Below are 22,391 nucleotides of genomic sequence, written 5' to 3'. Positions count from 1 at the left end.
TTGGGGAATGGCACATGAAGAGGGGTTTGTGAAATGAGTGGGCTGGACGAGAAGACACTCCAGGAATCCCAGACCCGGGCCAAGGGCGACGGACTCCTCGGCCAGTATCCCGGCGCCGTGCGCGCCTTCCTCGCCACCGAGGCCGGCAGCGTGGGCCTGCTCCTGGCCGCCGTGGTGGTGGCCCTCCTGTGGGCGAACTCCCCCTGGTCGGACTCGTACACCTCGCTCTGGGCGACGGACGCGTCCCTCTCGATCGACGGGGCCAGTCTGTCGATGAACCTGGGGCACTGGGTCAGCGACGGACTGATGGCCATGTTCTTCTTCGTCATCGGCCTGGAGGTCCGCTACGAGGTCTCCGTGGGCGTGCTGACCAGCCGCCGACGCGTGCTGATCCCGGCCATGGCCGGAATCGGCGGCATGGTGGTCCCGGTCCTGCTGTACCTCGCCATCGTCGGCGGGGGCGAGGCCGCCCAGGGGTGGGGGGTGGTCATCGGCACCGACACGGCGTTCATGCTGGGCGCGCTCACCGTGGTCGGCCCCCGGTTCGTCTCACAGCTGCGTGTCTTCCTGCTGGCCATCACCGTCATCGACGACATCGTGGCGGTCGCCGTGATCGGCCTGGTCTTCTCCGAGACGATCCATCTCGTGCCGCTCCTGGTCGCGCTCGCCATGTGCGTGCTGCTGGCCGGGCTGACCCGGCTGGGGGTGTGGCAGGCGGCCCCGTACGCGCTGGTCATCCTCGCGCTGTGGATCACCACCTACGAGTCGGGGCTGCACGCCTCCATCGCCGGCATGATCGCCGGTCTCCTCATCCCCGCCCAGCCCCCCGCGCGCCAGGCGGTGGAGGGGGCCGCCCGGCTCTTCCGCGCCTTCCGCCAGTCGCCCCGGCCGGACGTGGGCATGACGGCACGCCGGGGGCTCAAGCGCGCCGTCTCCGTCAACGAGCGGCTCCAGGAGACGCTCCACCCCTGGACGAGTTACGTCGTCGTCCCGCTGTTCGCCCTGGCCAGCGCCGGCGTCGACCTGCGCGACGGCGTCCTGGCCGACGCCCTGTCCTCCACCGTCACCTGGGCCGTCGTCATCGGCCTCGTCGCCGGAAAGGCCCTGGGCGTCACGGGCGGCGCGCTCATCCCCACCCGCCTCGGCCTCGGCAGGCTCCCCAGGGGAGTCGGTCCCGGCCATGTGGTGGGCGGTGGCGTCCTGTCCGGTATCGGCTTCACGGTCTCCCTGCTGATCACCGGACTCGCCTTCACGGACCCCACCCTGCGCGCCGAGGCGACGGTCGGTGTGCTGCTCGCCGCCGTGCTCGCCACGGCCCTGGGCTGGCTGGTGTTCCGTCTGGCGGCGGTCCTGCGCGGCGAGACGGACGCCGATCTGCCCCGTAGGCTCGACCGCCCCGTGGACCCGGCCACCGACCATGTCTTCGGCCCCGCGGACGCACCCCTGACCCTGGTGGAGTACGGCGACTACGAGTCCCCCTTCTGCGCCGAGGTCACCGGGGCAGCCCAGGAACTGCGGCAGCGCTTCGGCGACCGGCTCCGCTACGTCTACCGTCATCTGCCGCTGCCCGACGTGCACGAGAACGCCGAACTCGCCGCCCTCGCGGCGGTCGCCGCGGACCGCCAGGGACGCTTCCGGCAGATGCACGAACTGCTCTTCGCGCACCAGGACCAGCTCGACTTCGACGACATCGTCGCCTACGGCGCCCAGGCCGGACTCGACCTGGAGCGGTTCCTGCGGGACCTCGACTCCGACGAGACGGCCGCCCGGGTGCGGGCCGACGTCGCCAGCGCCGAGTCGAGCGGGGCACGGGGCGTCCCCACCTTCTTCATCGGCGACCGCCGGCACACCGGCCCCTTCGACGCGGTGTCGCTCGCCCGTGAACTGGAGGCGTCCGCCGCCACGGCGTAGCCACGCCCCGGGACCGCGGCACCGGGCAGGACGCCCTACCGCGGCTCCGGGGCCGCGTAGCGCGCTCCCGCGTCCCGCAGCCGCTCGTGCAACGCCCGGAAGACGGCCGCCGAGCGCGTGCCGGGCCAGTCCCCGGGCAGCAGGCGGGCGGGCAAACCCGGATCCGCGTAGGGCAGATGGCGCCAGGAGTCCAGCGCGAGCAGGTAGTCGCGGTAGGCCTCCTCGGGCGGGGTGTCCGCGCGGTGCTCCCACTCGCGCAGCACGCGCGCGTGCCGGTCGAGGAACGCCTCGTGCTCCTTGGCGATCGCGGCCAGGTCCCACCAGCGTGCCGCCGCCTCGGCGGTCGGCGCGAAGCCCAGGTGCTCACCGCGGAAGAAGTCCACGTAGGTGTCGAGGCCCAGACGGCCCAGCGCGTGCCGGGTCTCCTCGTACAGACGGGCCGGCGCGATCCACACGCCGGGGGCCGCGGTGCCGAAGCCGAGGCCGGCCAGACGGGAGCGCAGTACGTGCCGCTTCTGCCGCTCCGACTCCGGCACGGAGAACACGGCGAGCACCCAGCCCTCGTCCTCGTAGGGCGCCGTGGCGTAGATGCGCCGGTCCCCGTCGTCCAGCAACTGGCGGGCCTCGGCGGAGAGTTCGTACCCGGCGGCGCCCTCGGGGGTACGTGCGGGCAGCAGCAGTCCGCGCCGCTTCAGCCGGGACACCGACGAGCGCACGGAGGGCGCGTCCACCCCGACCGCGGCCAGTAGCCGGATCAGCTCGGCGACGGGCACCGGGCCCGGCGCGAAGCGGCCGTAGGCGCCGTAGAGCGTGACGATCAGGGACCTCGGGGCGTGCTGCGCGTGCTGGTCGGACACGTTGATCATCTTATGTCGTCGGCATCAGACCTGGTCGCCCCGGGGATCCGGAGCGGGGACGGAGCCCGGCGGAGCCAGGAGCCGGTGGCGCTGGAGCTTGCCGGTCGCCGTGCGCGGCAGCGCGTCCGGGAAGACGATCTCGCGCGGGCACTTGTACGGTGCCAGCTCGGACCGGAGGAACACGCGCAGCGCCTCGGCGTCCCGCTCGGCGCCCTCCCTCAGCACCGCGTGGGCCACCACGACCTGCCCGCGGTGCGCGTCGGGCCGGCCCACCACCGCCGCCTCCACCACGTCCGGATGCCGCAGCAGCGCGTCCTCGACCTCCGGTCCGGCGATGTTGTACCCGGCGGAGACGATCATGTCGTCGGCGCGTGCCACGTACCGGAAGTAGCCGTCGGGCTCGCGGACATAGGTGTCCCCGGTGATGTTCCAGCCGCCGCGCACATACTCCCGCTGCCGCGGATCGGCGAGGTACCGGCAGCCCACCGGTCCGCGCACGGCGAGCAGTCCGGGCTCCCCGTCGGGCAGCGGCTCGCCCCGGGCGTCCTGCACGCGCGCGTGCCACCCCGGTACCGGCAGGCCCGTCGTGCCGGGCCGGATGTCGTCGTCCGCCGCGGAGACGAAGATGTGCAGCAGCTCGGTGGCCCCGATGCCGTTGATGACGCGCAGACCGGTGCGCTCGTGCCAGGCCCGCCAGGTGGCCGCGGGCAGGTTCTCGCCCGCCGAGACACAGCGCCGCAGACACGTCACGTCATACGCGTCCAGCTCGTCGAGCATCGCGCGGTACGCCGTCGGCGCGGTGAACAGCACCGACACCCGGTGCTCGGCGACGGCCGGCAACAGCTGCCCGGGGCCCGCCTGTTCGAGCAGCAGCGCGCTCGCCCCGGCCCGCATCGGGAAGATCACCAGCCCGCCGAGGCCGAAGGTGAAGCCGAGCGGCGGGCTGCCCGCGAAGAGGTCGTCGGGGCGCGGTCCGAGCACGTGCTTCGAGAAGGTGTCCGCGATCGCCAGCACGTCCCGGTGGAAGTGCGCGCAGCCCTTGGGGCGCCCGGTGGTACCGGAGGTGAAGGCGATCAGCGCCACGTCGTCGGCGGCGGTGTCCGCGGCCGGGTACGGCGCGCCCGGCGCCGAACCGGTCTGCCCGCGGCCCAGCAGGTCGTCGGGGGCGTCCCCGCCGTACGTCGTGATCCGCAGCCCGGGTATCCCCGCCTTGGCCAGGTCCTCGACGGACCGGACGTCGCACAGGGCGTGCCGCACCCGGGCGATCTCGCCGATCGAGCGCAGCTCGTGCGGGCGGTGCTGGGCCAGTACGGTGACCGCCACCGCGCCCGCCTTCAGCACCGCCAGCCAACAGGCGGCCAGCCACGGGGTGGTGGGGCCGCGCAGCAGTACCCGGTTGCCCGGGACGACGCCGAGTTCGCCGGTGAGGAGGTGGGCGATCCGGTCGACGCGTTCCCGCAGCCCGCCGTAGGTCCAGCGGGCGCCGGACGCGGTGCGGAAGACCGGGCGGTCGTCGGGCGGGCCGGTGAGCAGCTCTGCGGCGCAGTTCAGCCGCGCGGGGTAGCGCAGTTCCGGCAGGTCGAAGCGCAGCTCGGGCCACTGGTCGCGGGGTGGCAGATGGTCGCGCGCGAAGGTGTCGACGTGGGCGGAGCGGTGCGGTGCCGCGGGGCGCGGGTCTGCCATGGCGGTTCGCCCCCTTTGCCGTGGTGGGCTCGCCCAAGGAGCGTATCGCGCTGGTGACGGCAGTCAACGGGGCGCGATAACCTCGGATATGACCCGGCGGGCGGGGGAGCAGGGGAAGGACCGGCGATGACCGCATTCTCGCTCGAACCGGCGCAGCTCACCTGGTGCGCCGAGCTGCGCGCCCTGGCCGCCGAACGGCTGCGCCCGCTCGCGGAGAAGGGCGAGCCGGGCCGTGTCGACCGCGCCCTCCTCGCCGAACTCGGCTCCCTCGGCCTGCTGTCCCGCCTGTTCACCTCCGGCGCGCTCGACCTGTGCCTGATGCGCGAGTCCCTCGCCCACGCCTGCACTCAGGCCGAGACCGCACTCGCCCTCCAGGGCCTCGGCGCCCACCCGGTGCACGCCCACGGCACCGACGCCCAGCGCGCCCGCTGGCTCCCCCGCGTGAGCGAGGGCACCGCGGTGGCCGCCTTCGCCCTCAGCGAGCCGGACGCCGGCTCGGACGCGGCGGCCCTGGCCCTCCGGGCGCACCGGGACACGGCCCCGGTCCCGGACACGGCCCCGGTCCCGGACACGGCCCCGGTCCCGGACACGGCCCCGGTCCCGGACACGGGTGCGGGTCCGGACACGGCAGCTCTCCCGGCGTCGCCGACCGCCGGGAGGGCTGCCGCCGAGCGGGACGGTCCCTCCGGGTGGCGGCTCACCGGTGAGAAGTGCTGGATCTCCAACGCCCCCGAGGCCGACTTCTACACCGTGTTCGCCCGCACCACCCAAGGCGCAGGCGCCCGCGGCGTCACCGCCTTCCTCGTGCCCGCCGACCGCCCCGGCCTCACCGGCACGCCCCTGCACATGCTCTCCCCGCACCCCGTCGGCGCCCTCGCCTTCGACGCCGTGCCCGTCACCGCGGACGACGTGCTCGGCGAGCCGGACCGCGGCTTCCGGGTCGCCATGGACACCCTCAATCTGTTCCGCCCCAGCGTCGGCGCCTTCGCCGTCGGCATGGCGCAGGCCGCCCTGGACGCCACCCTCGCGCACACCGCCGCCCGCGACGCCTTCGGCGGCAAGCTGCGCGACCTCCAGGCCGTCTCCCACCAGGTCGCCGAAATGGCCCTGCGCACCGAGGCGGCCCGCCTGATGGTGTACGCGGCGGCGACGGCGTACGACGAGCAGGCACCGGACGTCCCGAGGCGTGCCGCGATGGCGAAGCTCCTGGCCACCGAGACCGCCCAGTACGTCGTCGACAGGGCCGTCCAACTGCACGGCGCCCGCGCCCTGCGCCGCGGCCACCTCCTCGAACACCTCTACCGGGAGGTACGCGCCCCCCGCGTCTACGAGGGCGCCAGCGAGGTACAACGCGAGATCATCGCCAAGGAGTTGTACCGGACACCGGACCCGGGCAAGGGGTTCCGGGCATGACCGCCGAACGGGTGAACCCGCCCGAGCTGTCCCCGCCCACCGGCTTCTCCCACGCCGTCGTCGCCACCGGCACCCGCGTGGTGTTCCTGGCCGGCCAGACCGCCCTCGACACCGACGGCGAGGTCACCGGCGACACCCTGCCCGAACAGTTCGCCAAGGCCCTCGGCAACCTCCTGACCGCCCTGCGCGCCGCCGGCGGCACCCCCGCCGACCTGGCCCGCGTCACCGTCTATGCCACGGACGTCGACGCCTACCGCACCCACGCCGCGGGACTCGGCCGCACCTGGCGCGAGCTGGCCGGGCGGGACTACCCGGCGATGGCGGTGGTGGAGGTCGTGCGACTGTGGGACGAACGGGCGTTGGTGGAACTCGACGGGTTCGCCGTACTGCCGTAGCCGCCCCCTAACATTCGGGTATGCCGAACATCGAGCTGAGCGCGGGCACCATCGAGTACGAGGACACCGGCGGCGACGGCCCCGTGGTCGTCCTTCTCCACGGCCTCGTGCACGACGCCACCGTCTGGCGCGGTGTCGTCGCCGACCTGCGCGCCGACCACCGGGTGATCGCCCCGACCCTGCCCTACGGCGCCCACCGCAGGCCGATGTCCCGCCCGCCCACACCGGACCTCGTCAACGAACTGATCGCGGAGTTCCTCGACCGCCTCGACCTGAGCGACGTCACCCTGGTCGAGAACGACTGCGGACGGGCCCAGACGGTGGCGGCCCGGCACCCCGAGCGCCTCGCGCGGCTGGCGCTCGTCGCGTGCGAGGCGTTCGACAACTACCCGCCCGGCCTGCCCGGAAAGATGATCGGCCTCGCCTGCCGGGTGCCCGGCGGCGTGCCCCTGCTGGTCCGCGTCCTGGGGCTGAAACCGCTGCGCCGGCTGCCCGTCGGCATCGGCGCCCTCACCAAGCGGCCGGTGCCGGACGCCGTCGTCGAAGGCTGGCTGCGCCCGCTGCGCACCGACCCGGCGATCCGGCGCGACTTCCGGTACTACAACACACACGTCCGCCGCGGTGAACTGCTGGAGGCCGCCCGGGGCTTGCGGAGCTTCGATAGGCCCGCGCTCGTCGTCTGGGCACTCGAAGACCTCATGATGCCCCGCGAACACGGCCGGCGCCTGGCCGAACTCCTGCCGCAGGGACGGCTGGTGGAGGTCGAGGACACTCGGACGCTGATCCCCGAGGACCAGCCGGAGCTGCTCGCCTCCCTGCTGCGGGAGTTCATCGCCGAGAAGCACTGAACGCCGCCCGGCGCGGACGGTCAGGCAGCCATCGCCAGCCGTCCGGCCGGCCCCCGGCACGGCGCGACCACCCTGCCGTCCGGCCGCAGTTCACCGCTGTCGTCGAAGACGATCGTGCCGTCGCACAGCAGCGTCCTTCTCTGCACTTCACTCGATCGAGGCTCGCTGGGGATCTGAACGACGGGGGTGCGTCCGGCTCGGCCCCTGGCATCCGCTTTTCGCAGATGGCACGATGAGCGCCCATGGATGATCAAGGCACTCTGACTGCTCAGGCGCTGCGGTTGGTGACGACCCGTTTCCCAGATGCCCTGGGGGCCATGCTGGGGGGATCGGCTGCCCAGGGACGCGCCACTGAGACCAGCGACTTGGACGTTGCAGTCCTCTTGCCGGACTCGGATATCAGCCGCCGCGAGGTAGTCCGCCATGAGGGCCGGCTGGCCGAGCTGTTCCTGAACACCGTTGCGGATATACCGGAATTCTTCGAGTGGGACAGAGCCCGCCGCCGCGGCACGGTCCTGTTCATCTACGACCAGGGCCTGCCGTTGATGGACCCGCACGGCGAGCTCTCCCGAGTGTGTGAACAGGCCCGAGAGGTACTCGCGGCCGGGCCGCCGCCGCTCACGCCGGCGGAATGGGAACGAGGCCGCTATGGCCTGACCTGCTTCATGGACGACCTGGTCGACACTCCGCCCACCAACCGGTACGAACAGCTTTCCCTCGCCGACTTCGTCCTGCGCGAAGCTGCCAATCTGCTCACCGCCCACCACGGCGCCTGGACGGGCATCGGTAAATGGCTGCCTCGCAGGCTGCTGAGCGCCGATCCGGCACGAGGAAAGGCGCTGCTGGACGGCCACCAGACCTTGGCGGAACGGGCCGATCCCGCACCGTTGGCGACTGCGGTTGAGGGGGTGCTCGACCTGTTCGGCGGACCGCTGAGAGAAGGATATGCGCATCGCTGGCGCACCTGACCTGCTTCTTCCTTGTCTGCGCTCACTCGATCGTGGTTTGTTGGGGATCACTGGATCTCCTCGGGGCGTGGGCGTGGGATGCCGAGGTTGGTGGTGTGCTGGGCAGCGGTGCCGGTGCCGCCCTCAGGTCCGCGCCGGCGAAGCGTGTGACGGGAGCGGGGACGAACGGCTCGTCGCCGTTGTAGTCGGTGCGTCGGTTGCGGGTGGTGAAGGTCTGGATGTCAGCCACCGAACACCGCCTTGAAGTCGTCCGGGTCGTAGCCCGGCGCGATGCTGGGCTGGACGCGGGGCCGGTGGTAGTGGGCCTGGAGGGCGTCGAAGAGGTCCTCAACACGGGCGTGCAGGTAGCGGCCGGTGGTGGCCAGGTCCGCGTGCCGCAAGATGGCCCGGACCTCGACCAGGGTCAGGTTAGGGTCGTTCGCCATCCTCTCGGCCGCCGTGTGCCGCAGGTCGTGCAAGCTCCAGTTCGTGCCCAGCCGGTCGTTGGCCCGCTGGATGACGCGCCGCATCGCCCAGTAGGTGAGCGGCTTGTCCGGGCCGCGGCGGGTGCGGAAGACCGGCTCGTGCGGAGCGGGCATGCCCATCGCGTCGATGTATGCGGCCAGCACCACCAGGGCCTGCGGGCTCGCCGGGATCGGCTCGCGCAGCTTCGTGCCCTTGGAGACGACGTAGACGATCTGGGCCGGCCAGTCGACGTCAGCCGGGGTGACTCCGAGCAGCTCGGAGGCGCGGGCGCCGCTGGAGACGTAGAGCAGTACCGCGGCGCGGTCCCGGTCGTGGTTCATGACGGCGAAGAACTCGTCCCACATCGCGTCCGGGATGGCCCGGGGCTCGGTGGCCGGGACGCGCTGACGCAGACGGGAGCGGCGGAAAGCCGGCATAGCCTCCGCCGGGTTGCGGTGGGCCAGCGCCCGGCGCCGTGCCTCGGAGACCGGCACCGGATTCATCAACGGGCCCTTGCCCAGGTCGCGGTGGAAGTCGTAGAAGCTGGCGACCACGGTCAAGGCGTGGTTGATCGTCGCCGGGGCGTAGCCGGCCTTGAGGTACCGCTTGCCTGTGCGCGGGTTGACCGAGCCGGGCTGCGGCGCCTCGGGCCGGGTGCGGCGGCGCTGCGGATTCGGTGCCGTACGAAGCCATCCCACTATCACTGCCACCTCCCCTTCCGTCGCCTTGTCCCAGGTCACGTTCAAAAGCCACAGGAACCGGAACCACCGCAGCAGGTCATTGGCGTAACTGCGGCTGGTTGCTGGGCTGTTGTCGTTCAGAGCGAGGTCCCGCAGATAGGGCGTCACCGACTCGACCGGACTTCCAGCGGGGTCGAGTACGGCGTACGCCGGGTGCTGGGTATCCAGCTGAACGACCGAGCCGACGCGGGGCAGGACAGCCCGCCCCTCCATCAGCTGGTTGCGCAGGTGCGACGTCACACAGAACTCCTTGGGCAGTCGGACATCGCAGTGCCCAACGACCTCAGGAAGGTGCAGTTAACACACCACCCCTGCTCGGGATGGGCGGCGACGGCATGCGCGGCGACGGCTCGCGCCGGGGGAGAGCCGGCCGCGGGGCGGGAAGACCGGTGGGTACACATGGCACACCTCCACGTCGGGAGACCGTCCCGTCCTCGGGACCGTCGCATGACGACCGTGCGCCCGGCGGGAAGCCGCCGCCAAGCCTTTGGCGGGAAGCGTGACAACACCCGGACAACCCGGCGACGGTTCCACGACGGCCGACGCGGACTCGCCACCGAAGGGGTGACGGTCACTGCCGCCGGCCCGTCCGCCCGGTACCAGTGGAACCCCCCATTGCGAACCATCGGGAGGTCCCCTCATGCCCGTACGATCCGTGGCCCTCGCCGTGGCCGCAGGCGCCGCTCTGCTCCTGCCGGCCGCCCCCGCCGCGACGGCGGCCCCGCACGACGCCCGCCGCCTCGCGGACTCGGTGACCGTCGACCCGACCGGCCGCGTCACCGCCGACGGCACCGTCACCCTCTCCGGCACCTACCGCTGCGCACCCGGCACCGGCCCCGTCTTCGTCAGCTCCTCCGCACGCCAGAGCGGCTCGTCCGTCCGGTACGGCATCGGCGGCACCCGCGCGGTGTGCGACGGCCTGGAGCACCGCTGGACCAACACCCGCACGTCCTCCGCGAACGCCCTCAAGCCGGGCGCGGCCAACGTCGAGGCCACGCTGATGGAGCTGCGCACCGTGGGTGTGCTGCCCCTGCCGAGCTTCCGCGCACGCCACGGCCGGGACGTGACGCTCACCGGGAGCTGACCCCCCCACTCGATCCCGCGGGCCGGTGGACGTGGCCGCGCGGTGCGGCGACGGATGATCAGCCCCGTCTCCCGAACCCCGGGTCGGGCCGCGGTGAACGCGCGGGATTCCGGCGCTGCTGCGGAAGCGACACCGGGTCCGGAACCGCCGCACCCGCCATCTCGCCGCCCGGCGCGGACACGGCGCGCTGCCGGTGGCGCGGCATCGCCCGCCGGGGCGGACGGGTGAGCGTGATCTGGCGGATGACCTGCTGGAAGCAGACCAGCGAGGCCAGCCCGGGTAGTGCCGCCGCCGCGCCGTCGCTGACCGTCCTCGGCGCCTCCGCGATGCACAGCAGCATCGCGATGGCCGAGAACAGCAGGACCACCGCCCAGGAGTGGACCGCTCGGCGCTGGTGCAACGCGGCCCGCAGCACCGCGAGCGACGCCACCAGCCAGGGCCCGTAGACCAGCAGCGGCCACCAGGAGACGACACTGGCGCGGGTGCGGGTCACGGCGGCCAGCCGCAGCGGCTCGTAGGCGACCATGCCGCCGAACAGGCTCACGGAGGCGGCGATGACCGCGGCGAGCGCCGCGACGAACAGGCTGGCGGCGCGCAGCCGGCTGATCCTTCTCGTCCTGCGGACCCTGCGGTGACTGGTCGGGTGCTCTCTCAACGGGGGCAGTTCCGCGGTGATTTCCTGGAGGTTGCCCAACGGCGTGCCCGGCGCGGGGGCGATCACCGAGGGGTCCGCGCCGTGCGGGGCGGTGTGCTGCTGCTCCATCGCGTCCTGGAGCATGAACGCGAGTTCCTCCGCCGGGTCCCAGCCGGGTTCGGGCGGGACCAGGGCCTCCTGGAAGACGCCCTCGGGCGCCCGGTGCCGGCCGGTGCCCATGGCGTGCAACGGGCCTTCTCCGTACGGCATGTAGTGGTGAGCCCGTTCCTCGTACACCATGCGCGGGTCACTCCGCCCGGGTGTAGGTCAAGGCCCCCTGGGACCGGCACCAGCGCTCGGCCAGCCCGGTTTCCAGCTCGGTCATGACATCGAGGAAGCGCTGGAGCACGGGTTCGGTCACCCGGAGCGGAACGGGGAGACCACCTCTGGTCAAGGTGCCTTCCTTTGGTGACGGACAGTGATTTCTGCCGGGCCTGTATGTATACGGGCCAAGCGTCACCAATTCCCCGTGTTCCTCGGTCATATCCGAAGTAACGTCCGCCTACTCCGTCGGATGCGCGGCAGTCGAGTGAACGATTTCTGCGATACTTACCCAATCCCGAATTCACACCGGTCCGGCGCGGGTCTCCGCGTCCGGCCCGCAGGTGCGCGCGTACGCCGATGACGTCGAGGCAAATGCGAGGAGAAAGTATCCTGCCGCTTCGCATGAGCCGGACATTCTCGGCCGTGGCATGGCATCTGCGTTTGTGCGGGCCGGTCGGCCGGGTACGGTCATGCGGGAGGTGGTAGCCCGTGAGCCAGTCCCTCGTAGCCACCGACACGGCCCACGGCCCGCCGGCGGAGGTCGCCATCACCGGTGATCTGGGCCGTCCGGCCCGGCTGGCGGTGCCCGACCTTCTGGCGTGGCCCCAGCACGAGGCCCGGGTCGCTTTCGAATGCGCGACCAGCGGTGTCCAGCACCACCACTTCACCGGTCCGCTCCTGCACGACGTGCTGGCGGCCAGCGCCCCCGACTTCGACCCCGCCCGGCGCAAGGACCGGCTGCGCTTCCTGATCGCGGTACGGGGAGCGGACGGACACCACGCCCTGATGTCCTGGGCGGAGATCGACCCCGATTTCGGACGTGCCCCCGTCCTGCTCGCGGTCACCCTCGACGGCGCCGCCCTCGACCGCGTGGGTCCGCAGCTGGTGCTGCCCCAGGACCGCTGCGGGGCGCGCCACATCAGCGGAATCGAGGCGATCCGGGTGGACGGCGGCTACCACGCCCTGGACGGATCCCGCTGACGCGACAGCCGCCGCCGGGCCGGGACACCGGGCCGGCCCTGCTGCGGGGACGCGAGACCGCGCGGTGCTACGGGTGCCTTCCCGCGCCCTTGCCCGCCGTCACCCCCGGTGGTGAGGGAGATCATCGGGTCGGCGGGCAGGGTGCGTTGCAGAGATCGCCGCCGACGGTGGCCATGTTCCAGATCTTGAACGAGGCGAGGAAGGCCCGGCAGCACTGCTCGAACAGCGGCGCCGTCCGCGCCGTCAAGTCCTGCGCGAACTTGGACAATTGGGCGATCGTGCAGGTGGCCGCGATCTCCATGGAGCCGTCCGTGTGCTGCTGCGCCGGTGTCCAGCCGGTACGGCTCAGGTCGACCAGGCGCCGCAGACGCGGCTGCGGCTCCGAGAACAGAGAGATGCCGCCGGCCGGCCAGACATCGCCCGGTTGCCACGGTGCCGACAGCCGTTTGAGGAGCCGCAGCACATGCACGTCGAACATCTCTTGCGGGACGAGTCCCTCGGTCTGCGCCTGCTCTGGGCCGAGGACGAGCTGCTGCGCCGGAAGATCAACGGAGTCACCGTCACCGACCTGGAGGACCCCGTCCGCTTCGTCCGGCCGGGCGAGGTCGTGCTCAGCGGGCTCGTGTGGTGGAGCGAGGACGGCGGGCGGGACAAGGCCGACCGTTTCGTCTCCGGACTGAAGAGCGCGGGCGCCGCCGCGCTGCTCGCCGGGGAGGAGACCCACGGCGCGATACCCGACGAGCTGGTCGAAGCGTGCCTGCGCCATGGCGTGCCCCTGGCGGGCGTGCCCACCAGGGTGATGTTCAGGACCATCACGGACGCGGTCTACCTGCACCAGTGGGGCCGGCTCGGCCGGCACCACGCACTGCCGGAACACATACGCGCCCGACTGGACCGACTGGTCCTGGACGACGCCGACCCGGCCCTGATCCTCACCACGGCGCTCGCGCACCCCGAGGCCCCCGCCGCCTACGTCCTGACCGCCACGGGCCGGACCGTCGCGGCCACACCCGGCGCCGCACCGCTCCTCGCGCGGGACGCCGCCGCGCTGCCCGGCGGCGGCAGCGGCGTGACGGTACCCGTGGAGGCCGACGGAGTCACGCCGTGGGGGAGCAAAAGTAGTCGCGTCTTGATCGGCTAGTTTCTGCGGTTTCTAGTCTATCGGCTGGACGAGCGGGTGGGGTATCGAACGCTCGGGAGCGGCTAGAGTGCGTGGCCGCCCGCGACCTGGAGGACCTGGCCGGTGATCCATCGCGCCTGGTGTGAAGCCAGGAACACACACGCATCGGCGATGTCCTCTGGCGTGCCGACGCGACCCAGCGGGATTGCTGCCACCGCCTCGTGGACGAGTTCTTCGCTCATCCACCCCGTCTGGACCGGGCCAGGAGCGACAGCGTTGACCCTGATCCCGTGAGGGCCGAGGTCGATGGCTGCGCCTCTGGTCAGTGCTTCCAGAGCTGCCTTGGATGACCCGTATCCGACTTGTCCGGGGAACGCGCGAGCGGCGTCTGTGCTGATGTTGATGACACGAGTTTCCTTCCCGGCGCGTCTGCGGGCGAGTTCGGAGACCAGCATCGTGGGAGCGACTGCGTTGACCCGATAGTGCCTCGTCAGGCTGGCGCTGGAGAGCCCTTGGTAGGTATCAGGGCTCTCGCAGTGGGCGGCGTTGTTGACGAGCACATCGACCTCGCCCAAGGATGCCGCGACTGCATCCAAGAGAGCCGCCTCGGAACCATCCTGGGAGAGGTCGGCACCGATGGCGGCAGCCTGCGGAAGCGAGTCCGCGAGTGCTTCTGCTTCCGTCTGCGCGGGGATCACGTGTTCCCACGTCGTTCCCTCTGGGGCAGAGTCAGCATCGTCGAGGTAGTGCACCGCAACTCGTGCGCCTTGTTCGGCAAAGGCACGCGAGACTGCTGCACCGATCCCGCTTGCGCCGCCTGTGACCAAGACGACGGCACCGTTCAGACCTGTGTCAATCATCGCGGCCTCCTCCTCTGCTTGATCGTGCGCTGCACTGCCATTGTCGCACCTACCATGCGCGGCTCGACTTGCTCTAGAGGCCCTGTTCCGATACGGCGCGGCCTGTGTCGTGGCGATGGGGATCGCGCTCGAACGGGGCAGGCAACTGCAGTTCGCGGCCCGTTACCTCCTGCTGCGTGCGCTCTCGCTCCGTGTGCTTAGCCTCGATGCGGTCGGCGGCTTCGTTGATCGAGAGCCTGCGCAGTTCGTCGGCTTCGCACGTCCACTCTGTCGAGACTATGCGGCGGGACGTTAGCCTGCTGATATGGGTAGTTGGGACGTGGGGGAAGGGGTTGTTGAGTTCCCTGATGGTCGTCGCGTTCAAGGGCGGGGGCTGCGGAGGTCGTCTGCTGACGGCCCCACCCCCGAGTTCGGTGTCTACCTGGTGGGTCGCGACCCGTGCATCAAGGACTGGCCGTATCGCTGGGTGCGTTGGCGCGACTTCCGGCTGCCGGACTCCACTGCAGATGCTCTGGACGCCCTCCGTGAGGCGAACCAACGAGTGGTGTCGGAGCGGGTCGAGATTGCCTGCGGCGGTGGCGTCGGGCGCACCGGAACGGCCTTGTCAGTGCTCGCGATCCTGAGCGGGATACCTGCTGATGATGCTGTGGCCTGGGTGCGGAAGCACTATCACCGGCGTGCGGTGGAAACACGCCAACAACGACGTTGGATCAGCAAGGTCTCCACCTCCTTGAAGCCCTGATTACAGCCCTAGTCTCGGCCCGTCGCGCCGCGGCCCGCTGCGGTAGGGGTCGTGCTCGAATGGGTCTCCGAACTGCCGCGCCCGTTCCGCTGCCCGCCGTTGCTGGTTCTCGCGCTCGGCCTGCTTGTCCTCGATGCGTCGGGCGGCTTCGTTGACGGGGAGGCTGCGGATTTCGTCGGCCTCGGCGCGGAGCATCGCGGCTCGCGTGCGGGCGTCTCGTGCGTCGCGGCGCGGGTTGGTAATGCGCATGCCGAGGTGGTCGCGGCGTACTCGTTCGGCTCCGTACTCGCTGACCAGCAGCGCCTGTTGTTCCTGCGTGTGCCGCTCGCGCGTCGCTTCCCGCTCGGCCTGTGCCGCTTCGACGGCACGGGCGGCGTCGTGCACACGGGGTGCTGCTCGGCGCGTCGCTGGGCCTGCCGTTGCGCCCACTCGGACAGTGCCTCGTTGGTGCGTGGCGGCTCGCCCCAGGTCTCGCGTACCTGCGCTCGTCTCGTCTGAGTATGGTCGGTCGCCTCCTGGTGCTCGGCGCGGGCCTTGCGCCTGCCGAACCTGCCAACGGTGGCGAGGCGGGCGCTGGTGGCGGCCTCGTTCTCGACGGCGGCGAGGTAGGCCGCGCCGTCGCGCTCGGCCTGGGCGGTGAGCGGCCGTGCGACCTCGGCGCGTATCCGCTCGGCGCTGTCCTCGGCTTTGCGGAGCACCGCGGTGTTCTCGTCGTTCTCGGCTCGGTGGGCGGCGCGTTGGGCGTCGAGGCGTGCGGCGATCTGCTCCCACCGTGCCGCCTGCCGTTCTGCACGCTTGGCCTCGTGGTCGAGGCGGGCGAGTTCCTCGGTGACCAATCGCGCCGGGCCGTCTGCGATGAGGCCGCGTACCGCTTCGGCGGCCTGTCGGGTGGCGTGGTCGAGGCCCCGGTCTGCGCGGTCGCGTTCCATCGCCTCAATGAACTGTGCCCTCGCGTCGGCCATGTTCTTGGCGATGACGTGCAGCCGGTTCGTCTGGCGGCCTCGGGTCATGCCGACGTAGACCCCTGCCGCGCTCGTCGCCTCCGACAAGACGGTGTGCGCCTCGTTGACAGTTGCGCCTTGGACGCCGTAGGCGGTCGCGGCGTAGGACAGGTGCGCGTGCTCACCCACGTACTCGGCGGGCAGGGTGACGGTGCGGGGGTTCTTGCGGTCGCTGGCAGCCTCCCGCGCGTACACAGTGCCATCCTCGGTGACCTGCTGGACGATCCACTGTTGCCGGTTCGCCACGCCGAGCGCGGTGTCGTTCTTCCGAGTCTGGATCAGGTCACCGGCCCCGATGCTCAGCCCGTCGCTGCCGGTCGCCGTGATGTTGTCGTTGACCTCGCCCGCCTCGACCCTCCCGGCGCGGATGCGCTCGTTCAGGGCAGTGGCCTCGTCGTTGGTGGCCACCGTGATCGCCTCACCGTCGCGGGTGTGGTCGGTGATGTGCTCGCGGGCCGCGTCATCCTCCTTGTGCAGGATCACGAGGTGCATGGCGGCGAGCCGGTCGAACACGTCGCCGGGGTTCTCACGGCCGCGCATCGCCAGCGTGAGTACCGCGTAATCGGGATCGGTGAACCTGTGGAGTTCGCTCATGTCATAGGTGCGCCCGCGAATCTGCGCAGCCATATCGAGCACCCCGCCGCGACCAACGGCGGGCAACTGGGCGCGGTCGCCGACGAGCGCGACCGTCGCACCCGCCTCGGCGGTGATGGTCAGGAGGGCGTGGGCGGTGTCTTGGTCGAGGATCCCGGCCTCGTCCACGATCACCCGCTGACCCCGCTGCAACACTGCTTCTCGTGGCGGGCCGGTGAACGTGCGTCCGGTCTCGGGGTCGGTGTCGCCCCGCGTGAGGCGTGTCCATACGCCGTCTTCGTTCCACCGCCATCCGTGCGCGTACACCAGCGCGGCGACTGAGGTGGCGGGTATGCCGAGTTCGTCGTGCGCGACTTGCGCCGCCCGCAACGTCGGGGCAACCATCCGCGACGGCCTGCCGTGCTTGGCGGCGACTTCGATGGCGACGCCGAGCATCGTGGTCTTGCCCGCACCTGCTGCGCCTTCCACGATCACCAGTGGGTCGCGTGAGGCCACGGCAGCGGCGGCTTCGGTCTGCCCCTCGTCGAGCCCTGCCGCGTGCGCGGTGAGTCACGTCGGCGGGTTTCGGCTCTCGGCGCGGGGCCGCGGCGGTGAGTTGGTCGCGCAGCGCGGTCTCGGTGGCGAGGACGCCGACGCTCGTCAGATAGGCGAAGTGCTCCGGCGCTGGTGCGTCCGGCGGGAGCACGGAGAAGCAATCGTCAGTCGCAATGGCGATGAACTCCCGCAACTGTGCCGGTGCTGCTCGTACGCCTGTCTCGGTGGTGATGCGGGTGACCTGCTCTTGGATCGTGTGTCGCGTCCAGGTCGAGGCGGCGGAGGCGCAGCGATCCCAGCGCCCGCGATGCAATCTCCTGCACGGCCACATCGTCCAGCGACGCCGGCGCAGATGTCTCGGTCCTGTTGAGGGCGGCGGGGTCGTAGCCGGCTTCCTCAAGTTCCTGCCGCCACCACTGCTCGTTCTTGAGATCGGCGGGCTTCTTACCGGGCCGCTGGTGCGCCCACGCGATGCCCTGCATCCGCGCGGTCATCACGGGGCCGGGTTCCTCACCGGGATGCGCGGCTTCCCACTCGGCTTCGAGACGGTCGAGGTTGCGCCTGATCTGGGCTGAGCGCTTTGACATGAGCGCGTTGAACGGCTGCAACTCCGTGACCTCGCCGTTCGCCGGGTCGAGGGTCAGACCGTGCTCCGCGAAGGTCTGCGCCAGTTCGGGGTGTGCGGCGATCACCGCTGTGCCCATTGCCCGGATCGCGCCCTGCTGCTTGAACAACGCAGCAGTATCGAGCGCCCGCCACTTCCCAGCGGCGAAGACGCGGGTGCCGATCTGCATATGGATGTGCCGGTGCGGATCACCAGCACGCGAGGTCTTATGTCCGATCCCGACGACCTGCATCTGCTCGATGGGCACGACCTCCCGCGCATCCCTCGGCCCGACACGAGTGACGGAGTGCTGACCGACCCACCGCTGTATCTCCACGAGGGCATCCCGCTGGGCCGAATCCAGTGCCGGATGAACTCGACTCGGCGGGCCAGTAGATCGTTCCGGTGCTCCCGCAACCGCGCCTGGTACGACTCCTTGGTATCGCCCCGGCGCTTGGGCACCACCGTCGGCACCCCCTTGGGGTGGGCGTGGATGAGCACCGCATCCAGCACCAGCCTCGCGGCCTCGTGCTGCCACGTCGCACTCCGCCCCTCCCACTCGGAGGCGACGGTGCTCACTTCAAGGTTCACGTCTACGACGGGGATGCGGGCCAGACGCTGCTGATAGTCATGCTGCCGAGAACGGATGCGCTCAACCAGCCGGGAGCGCTGCCGCATCCACGTGGCCCGGTCGATGATCCCGTCGTAATGGTCATCATCGAGGCGTTCCAGCGCCTCCCGGTCAGACTCCAACCCCTCGGTCAGTGCTTCGCGTTCCCCATCGGCCTCGGCGGTCCGGCTCGGCAACTGTTCGGGGGTGAGGGCGATACGGGAAAACACGCTCAGTACGGCCTCCTCGATCAGCGTCGTCACTTCCTTGGCGTTGATCGACCGGGAGCAGATGGAGCGCTGGTAGTTCAGGCAGATGTACTGCGGCCCCTGCTTGCGCATCGCCGTACCGCACGAGGCACAGCGAATCAGACCGGAGAACGGGTGCAGCCGCTTCACGGTGCCCGGCCACATCGTCCGCCGCGCACGCCTGGCGTCGAGCACGTCCACGACCTCCTGCCACCGCTCCGCATCGAGGATCGCAGGCCAGTTCCCCTCGGTGACCACCTCGGGCACCTCCGCGCTCCTGCCGTCCGGCAAGGTAGGCCGGTAGATGCGCACGCCCTTGATCGCGGGGTTGCGCAACACCTGGGCGAGAGCCTTCTCTGACCACTGCACGCCGTTGCCGGTATGCTCGCCACGCTCGTTCCACGTCCGCGTGATGACGTACAGACTCTCGCCCGCGAGCACCCGGTCAGTGGCCTCACGAATCAGTGCTGCATGCTCGGGAACGACATAGAGCGTGGAGTCGCCCATCCGGTAGCCGTACGGGGCGCGGCCACCGTGCCACTTGCCGTCGATGGCCTGCTGCTTCGACGCCCGCGCCACACGCCGCGCAGTGTCAGCGCTGGACTTGTTCGCCATCGCCACCAACACCCTGGCCATCGCAATATCGGAGTCATTGTCCAACCGAAGGCTGCCGGTGGTGGAGAGCACCCGGAACCCGTAGAGCACCTTGGCGTCGATCAGGTCTTCCAGGTCGCGGGGGTCGCGCACAGCCCGGTCCAGGTCATAGGCGACCATCGCCTCCGCACCACCACGAGCCAGAAACGACAGCAGAGCACGGAACCGGGGTCGCACCACGCGGCGGACTTTCTCCCCGGTGGGTAGGGTGACGGTGCGCTGCTTGAACGCCGAGGTGTCGTTCTCACGGAACACCTCCACGACCTCGTAGCCGAGGGATTCGGCGTAGGCGCGGCAGTCGGTTTCCTGCCGCTCCACCCCTTTCTCCAACCCCTCCGGGTCGTCGCTGATGCGGACGTACAGCACCGCCCGCATCCGCTGGACGGCGGGGCTCGGGTGGGTGGTCGGCGCGGGCGTGCGGGTCGGGGTCGCGGTAGTCATCGCGGGTACCTCTTTGGTCTCTACAAGACGCAGGTACGTTTACAACCCCACGGCACCCCCTACGAACGGTGGTGGCTCCACCTGCCCGACGCCGCGGCCACGCCGCCCCGGCTGCTGCACGAGGTCGGCGCCGTACTGGGCCGCTGCCAGGAGAGGGCGGCCCGGCGCCACGCCACCGAACGGCGGGCGACCGACACCCTCGGCGCGCTGCTCACGGCCGGCGAGGCGGGCGACGGCCTGACCGCGGCCGTGCGCGATTGCGGGCTGCCGTCGGAGGGCCCGTACCAGGTGATCGCGGCGACGGCGGGCGCCGCGGCGGGCGCACGGCACGGGGCGTCGGCGCGGAGCGCCCTGACGGAGGCGGTGGCCCATACGGCACCGGCCTTCGCGGCGGTGGGGCTGCTGCCCGACGGAACCGCGTTCGCGGTGGTGTCCGAGGATGCCGCGGCAGGCCTGGCGCGGACCTGGCCGCCGGTGGCCGCCTGCGACCCGGACCTCCTCCTGCACGCCGGGACGGCCCGACCGGCGGACGAGGTCTCCGGGCTGCCCGGAGCGCTGGCCGAGGCCCGCTACGCCCTGGCCTGCGCACGGGCGACGGACCCCGGCAGGTCGGCGCTGACCGACGCGAGCACCCTGACCACGCTGGACACGCTCCTCACCGGTGTCCCGCCCGAGGTCCGCACCGCCTTCAGCCGCACGGTCCTCGGCCCGCTGCTCGACAGGGCGAACGCCTCCGCCGCCGCGCTGCTCGACACGCTGGAGGTGTTCCTCGCCCACGACGGCTCCTGGGCCCGCACCGCCGAGGCACTGCACCTGCACGTCAACACCGTCCACTACCGGATCCAGCGCGTCGAGCACTTCACCGGCCGCGACCTGTCCCGCCTGCGCGACCGCCTCGACCTGTGGGCCGCCCTGCTGTGCCGCACGGGGGCGGGCGCCGGACAGCCCACTGGCCCCGCTCGACGTGCACGCTCGTCGACTCCACTCGCGCGGTGACCGCGACCCCGACCGCCAGATCCAGATCCTCGACCGCCTCCCGGGTCACCAGGGACACGATCCGGTGCGGACCGGCCTGAATCTCCACCCGGGCCACGACATCGTCGATCCTGACGGCGGTGACGATCCCCATGAACGAGTTCCGCCCGAGGACGGCCCCGCCCTCCTCGCGGGCCCGTTCCCGGACGAACCGCGCGAGCCCCACCCCGTCGACCACCCTCCTGCCCGAACCGTCCCGCCCCACCACCAACACCCCGGAGTCCGCCCACCGACGCACGGTCTGCGAACTCACCCTCAACAGACGCGCGGCCTGACCAATGCTGTACGACGGCACACCGGAAGCCTAGTACCGAGGGGCCGGGGCGACGGAGGCGCGGCGCACGCTGGACCGTACGCCGGTGGACCTGCTCCTGCTCGACCTGCACCTGCCGGACGTGCACGGTTGTTGACCAGGCCGTCTACGCGGCCGTGCCGCTGGAGGGTGCGCTCGACCAGGGTGTGCAGCCGGGCGGGGTCGGTCACGTCGGTGGGGACGGCGAGCGCGTTGTCGAGTTCGGCGCTCAGCTCGGTGAGCCTGTCCCGTCGGCGGGCGGCCAGGACGGGCCGGCGCCGACGTGGTGCGGCAGTCTGGCGGTGGCCGCTCCGATTCCGGAGGAAGCGCCGGTGACGATCACCACGCGGTCGGTCAGGTCCGGGTTCACGGGTTCTCCGGTGGTGGCGGTGGGGTCAGGACAGGTGGGTTGTGAGCCAGTCGAGCACCGGCTCGGGGCGGCGTTGGAATTCGAGGTAGCCGTCGAACCGGGCGGTGGTGTCCTCGATCCAGAGCAGCTTCTTCTGGGTGACGGGAATGTTGTCGAACATCGTCCGCACGTCGTCGGGGTGGGTGAGTACGTCGTCGCGGACCTGGTAGAGGAAGGCGGGCACGCTGACGCTCGCCGCCCAGCATTGCGGGTTCCTCGGCTCGAAGCCGATGCCGGTACGCAGCACCATGAGCCGTTCGAACTCGGCTATGCGGTCCGACAGTCCCATGGCCGCCAGGCGGCGCTCGATGATGGTCCGGGCCGTCACCGGTTGCGGCGCGACCAGGCAGCGCACCGTGCCGAACTCGTCGGGGAACCGCTCCATCGCGGCGAAGGTGGAGGTGGCGCCCAGGCACCTGCTGAAGAGGCCGACGGACATCTCGCGGGTGTCCGGGCGCTCCCGGACGTAGCGCAGTGAGCCGACAACGTCACGGGCCTCGTAGATCCCGCTGGAGGAGATGCCGCCGTTGCCCTCGCCGCTGTGCCCGTGGTTGCGCAGGTCGTAGGCGAGGACGTTGAAGCCCGCCTCGTGGAGGATCCGGTAGTCCGGGGTGAAGTCGATCTCGAAGGCGTTCCCGCTCGCCGCCCACTGCGACCGCCACGGCTCCAGGTGGGCGGGCAGTCCGGACCTGGTGAAGCCCATCGGGTGGTTGGCGATGACCACCTTGCCGGACCCGGGCGCCGGGATGAACCAGCCTTCGAGGGGCACTCCGTCCGCCGACGGGAAGGCGACGTCCTCGTAGGCGAGGCCCTGGTCGCGCGGGGAGTGCAGGAGAGGGGAGCGGCTCTGGAAGCTGAATCCGTCGGCGAACTGCCGCAGCAGGGCGGCGATCCGCTCCTCGTCGGGTGCGGAGCCGGTGAAAGCGGGGGACACGTCGTGTCGGGGCATGGGGTGCCGGGCCTTT

22 protein-coding genes and 4 pseudogenes are annotated in these 22,391 nt (G+C 71.3%); 10 read left to right on the top strand and 16 right to left on the bottom strand.

Features of this window, described 5'->3' with window-relative positions; genetic code table 11:
• The first annotated feature begins 33 nt into the window (after positions 1–33).
• Entirely contained in the window at positions 34–1,911 is a 1,878-nt protein-coding gene (gene nhaA / locus AC4IHM_RS06960) for a Na+/H+ antiporter NhaA (protein WP_490866215.1), read from the top strand.
• A gap of 35 nt (positions 1,912–1,946) precedes the next feature.
• Here nhaA and AC4IHM_RS06955 read toward each other — a convergent pair whose 3' ends face one another.
• Positions 1,947–2,777: a PaaX family transcriptional regulator gene (locus AC4IHM_RS06955; RefSeq protein ID WP_490866214.1), complete on the bottom strand. Its 831-nt coding sequence runs from the start codon at positions 2,775–2,777 to the stop codon at positions 1,947–1,949.
• 15 nt (positions 2,778–2,792) lie between these two features.
• On the bottom strand, positions 2,793–4,451 hold the full coding sequence (locus AC4IHM_RS06950) for an AMP-binding protein (protein ID WP_490866213.1): 1,659 nt from the start codon (positions 4,449–4,451) through the stop codon (positions 2,793–2,795).
• 126 nt (positions 4,452–4,577) lie between these two features.
• Between AC4IHM_RS06950 and AC4IHM_RS06945 the strand changes: the two genes are divergently transcribed.
• The 3 genes from AC4IHM_RS06945 to AC4IHM_RS06935 are packed head-to-tail and all read left to right on the top strand — an operon-like array spanning position 4,578 to position 7,107.
• A complete protein-coding gene (locus AC4IHM_RS06945; protein ID WP_490866212.1) occupies positions 4,578–5,864 on the top strand; it encodes an acyl-CoA dehydrogenase family protein in 1,287 nt (428 codons plus the stop codon).
• A complete protein-coding gene (locus AC4IHM_RS06940) occupies positions 5,861–6,259 on the top strand; it encodes a RidA family protein (RefSeq protein ID WP_490866211.1) in 399 nt (132 codons plus the stop codon). Before AC4IHM_RS06945 ends, AC4IHM_RS06940 begins: the two co-directional genes overlap by 4 nt.
• A 20-nt stretch (positions 6,260–6,279) precedes the next feature.
• Positions 6,280–7,107, top strand: a complete 828-nt coding sequence (locus AC4IHM_RS06935; RefSeq protein WP_490866210.1) for an alpha/beta fold hydrolase — start codon at positions 6,280–6,282, stop codon at positions 7,105–7,107.
• Positions 7,108–7,127: 20 nt separating this feature from the next.
• On the opposite strand, the gene AC4IHM_RS06930 is transcribed toward AC4IHM_RS06935, so the two are convergent.
• Positions 7,128–7,358, bottom strand: coding sequence for a DUF5999 family protein (locus tag AC4IHM_RS06930; protein WP_490870780.1), 231 nt, complete (start codon positions 7,356–7,358; stop codon positions 7,128–7,130).
• Here AC4IHM_RS06930 and AC4IHM_RS06925 point away from each other — a divergent pair.
• Entirely contained in the window at positions 7,350–8,075 is a 726-nt protein-coding gene (locus AC4IHM_RS06925; protein ID WP_490866209.1) for a nucleotidyltransferase domain-containing protein, read from the top strand. The genes AC4IHM_RS06930 and AC4IHM_RS06925 overlap by 9 nt on opposite strands.
• Positions 8,076–8,097: 22 nt before the next feature.
• On the opposite strand, the gene AC4IHM_RS06920 is transcribed toward AC4IHM_RS06925, so the two are convergent.
• Together AC4IHM_RS06920 and AC4IHM_RS06915 are read right to left on the bottom strand one after the other, a co-directional pair.
• Complete coding sequence (locus AC4IHM_RS06920) at positions 8,098–8,304, bottom strand: hypothetical protein (RefSeq protein WP_490866208.1); 207 nt, start codon at positions 8,302–8,304, stop codon at positions 8,098–8,100.
• Entirely contained in the window at positions 8,297–9,499 is a 1,203-nt protein-coding gene (locus AC4IHM_RS06915; RefSeq protein ID WP_490866207.1) for a tyrosine-type recombinase/integrase, read from the bottom strand. Before AC4IHM_RS06915 ends, AC4IHM_RS06920 begins: the two co-directional genes overlap by 8 nt.
• 400 nt (positions 9,500–9,899) lie before the next feature.
• Here AC4IHM_RS06915 and AC4IHM_RS06910 point away from each other — a divergent pair, with 400 nt between their 5' ends.
• On the top strand, positions 9,900–10,343 hold the full coding sequence (locus tag AC4IHM_RS06910) for a DUF6299 family protein (RefSeq protein ID WP_490866206.1): 444 nt from the start codon (positions 9,900–9,902) through the stop codon (positions 10,341–10,343).
• Positions 10,344–10,401: 58 nt separating this feature from the next.
• Here AC4IHM_RS06910 and AC4IHM_RS06905 read toward each other — a convergent pair whose 3' ends face one another.
• Both AC4IHM_RS06905 and AC4IHM_RS06900 read right to left on the bottom strand, forming a co-directional pair.
• On the bottom strand, positions 10,402–11,247 hold the full coding sequence (locus AC4IHM_RS06905; protein WP_490870779.1) for a DUF2637 domain-containing protein: 846 nt from the start codon (positions 11,245–11,247) through the stop codon (positions 10,402–10,404).
• 37 nt (positions 11,248–11,284) lie between these two features.
• On the bottom strand, positions 11,285–11,431 hold the full coding sequence (locus tag AC4IHM_RS06900) for a hypothetical protein (RefSeq protein ID WP_490866205.1): 147 nt from the start codon (positions 11,429–11,431) through the stop codon (positions 11,285–11,287).
• 359 nt (positions 11,432–11,790) lie between these two features.
• Between AC4IHM_RS06900 and AC4IHM_RS06895 the strand changes: the two genes are divergently transcribed.
• Positions 11,791–12,282, top strand: coding sequence for a molybdopterin-dependent oxidoreductase (locus AC4IHM_RS06895; RefSeq protein WP_490866204.1), 492 nt, complete (start codon positions 11,791–11,793; stop codon positions 12,280–12,282).
• 95 nt (positions 12,283–12,377) lie between these two features.
• Here the strand turns inward: AC4IHM_RS06895 and AC4IHM_RS06890 are convergent.
• Positions 12,378–12,760, bottom strand: a pseudogene (locus AC4IHM_RS06890) (FAD binding domain-containing protein); the annotation flags it as partial.
• Here AC4IHM_RS06890 and AC4IHM_RS06885 point away from each other — a divergent pair.
• Complete coding sequence (locus tag AC4IHM_RS06885) at positions 12,746–13,423, top strand: PucR family transcriptional regulator ligand-binding domain-containing protein (protein WP_490866203.1); 678 nt, start codon at positions 12,746–12,748, stop codon at positions 13,421–13,423. The pseudogene AC4IHM_RS06890 and the gene AC4IHM_RS06885 overlap by 15 nt on opposite strands.
• Positions 13,424–13,485: 62 nt before the next feature.
• On the opposite strand, the gene AC4IHM_RS06880 is transcribed toward AC4IHM_RS06885, so the two are convergent.
• Positions 13,486–14,262, bottom strand: a complete 777-nt coding sequence (locus AC4IHM_RS06880; protein ID WP_490866202.1) for an SDR family NAD(P)-dependent oxidoreductase — start codon at positions 14,260–14,262, stop codon at positions 13,486–13,488.
• Between the two features lie 73 nt (positions 14,263–14,335).
• The gene (locus AC4IHM_RS06875; RefSeq protein WP_490866201.1) at positions 14,336–14,626 is read right to left on the bottom strand and encodes a hypothetical protein; all 291 of its coding nucleotides are present in this window, start codon (positions 14,624–14,626) and stop codon (positions 14,336–14,338) included.
• Between the two features lie 60 nt (positions 14,627–14,686).
• Between AC4IHM_RS06875 and AC4IHM_RS06870 the strand changes: the two genes are divergently transcribed.
• Positions 14,687–15,004 (top strand): protein-tyrosine phosphatase family protein, encoded by a 318-nt coding sequence (locus AC4IHM_RS06870; protein ID WP_490866200.1) that lies wholly within the window; start codon positions 14,687–14,689, stop codon positions 15,002–15,004.
• Between the two features lie 8 nt (positions 15,005–15,012).
• Here the strand turns inward: AC4IHM_RS06870 and AC4IHM_RS06865 are convergent.
• From AC4IHM_RS06865 to AC4IHM_RS06855, 3 genes and pseudogenes are all read right to left on the bottom strand, one after another.
• Positions 15,013–17,115, bottom strand: a pseudogene (locus AC4IHM_RS06865) (ATP-dependent DNA helicase); the annotation flags it as partial.
• Positions 17,116–17,297: 182 nt separating this feature from the next.
• Positions 17,298–18,074 (bottom strand): relaxase domain-containing protein, encoded by a 777-nt coding sequence (locus AC4IHM_RS06860; RefSeq protein WP_490866199.1) that lies wholly within the window; start codon positions 18,072–18,074, stop codon positions 17,298–17,300.
• A gap of 521 nt (positions 18,075–18,595) precedes the next feature.
• Positions 18,596–19,624 (bottom strand): annotated as a pseudogene (locus AC4IHM_RS06855) (recombinase family protein); the annotation flags it as partial.
• A gap of 21 nt (positions 19,625–19,645) precedes the next feature.
• Here AC4IHM_RS06855 and AC4IHM_RS06850 point away from each other — a divergent pair.
• The gene (locus AC4IHM_RS06850; protein ID WP_490866198.1) at positions 19,646–20,686 is read left to right on the top strand and encodes a PucR family transcriptional regulator; all 1,041 of its coding nucleotides are present in this window, start codon (positions 19,646–19,648) and stop codon (positions 20,684–20,686) included.
• A gap of 25 nt (positions 20,687–20,711) precedes the next feature.
• Here AC4IHM_RS06850 and AC4IHM_RS06845 read toward each other — a convergent pair.
• The 3 genes and pseudogenes from AC4IHM_RS06845 to AC4IHM_RS06835 form a co-directional block, all read right to left on the bottom strand.
• Positions 20,712–20,963, bottom strand: a pseudogene (locus AC4IHM_RS06845) (TOBE domain-containing protein); the annotation flags it as partial.
• Between the two features lie 17 nt (positions 20,964–20,980).
• Positions 20,981–21,250 carry a hypothetical protein gene (locus tag AC4IHM_RS06840; protein ID WP_490870778.1) on the bottom strand — a complete coding sequence of 90 codons (270 nt, stop codon included), beginning with the start codon at positions 21,248–21,250 and terminating at the stop codon, positions 20,981–20,983.
• Positions 21,251–21,412: 162 nt separating this feature from the next.
• Positions 21,413–22,375, bottom strand: coding sequence for an alpha/beta hydrolase (locus AC4IHM_RS06835; protein WP_490866197.1), 963 nt, complete (start codon positions 22,373–22,375; stop codon positions 21,413–21,415).
• Positions 22,376–22,391: the final 16 nt, after the last annotated feature.

It is taken from the genome of Streptomyces sp. SL06 (assembly GCF_058244745.1).
This window is presented reverse-complemented; position numbering and strand designations above follow the sequence as displayed.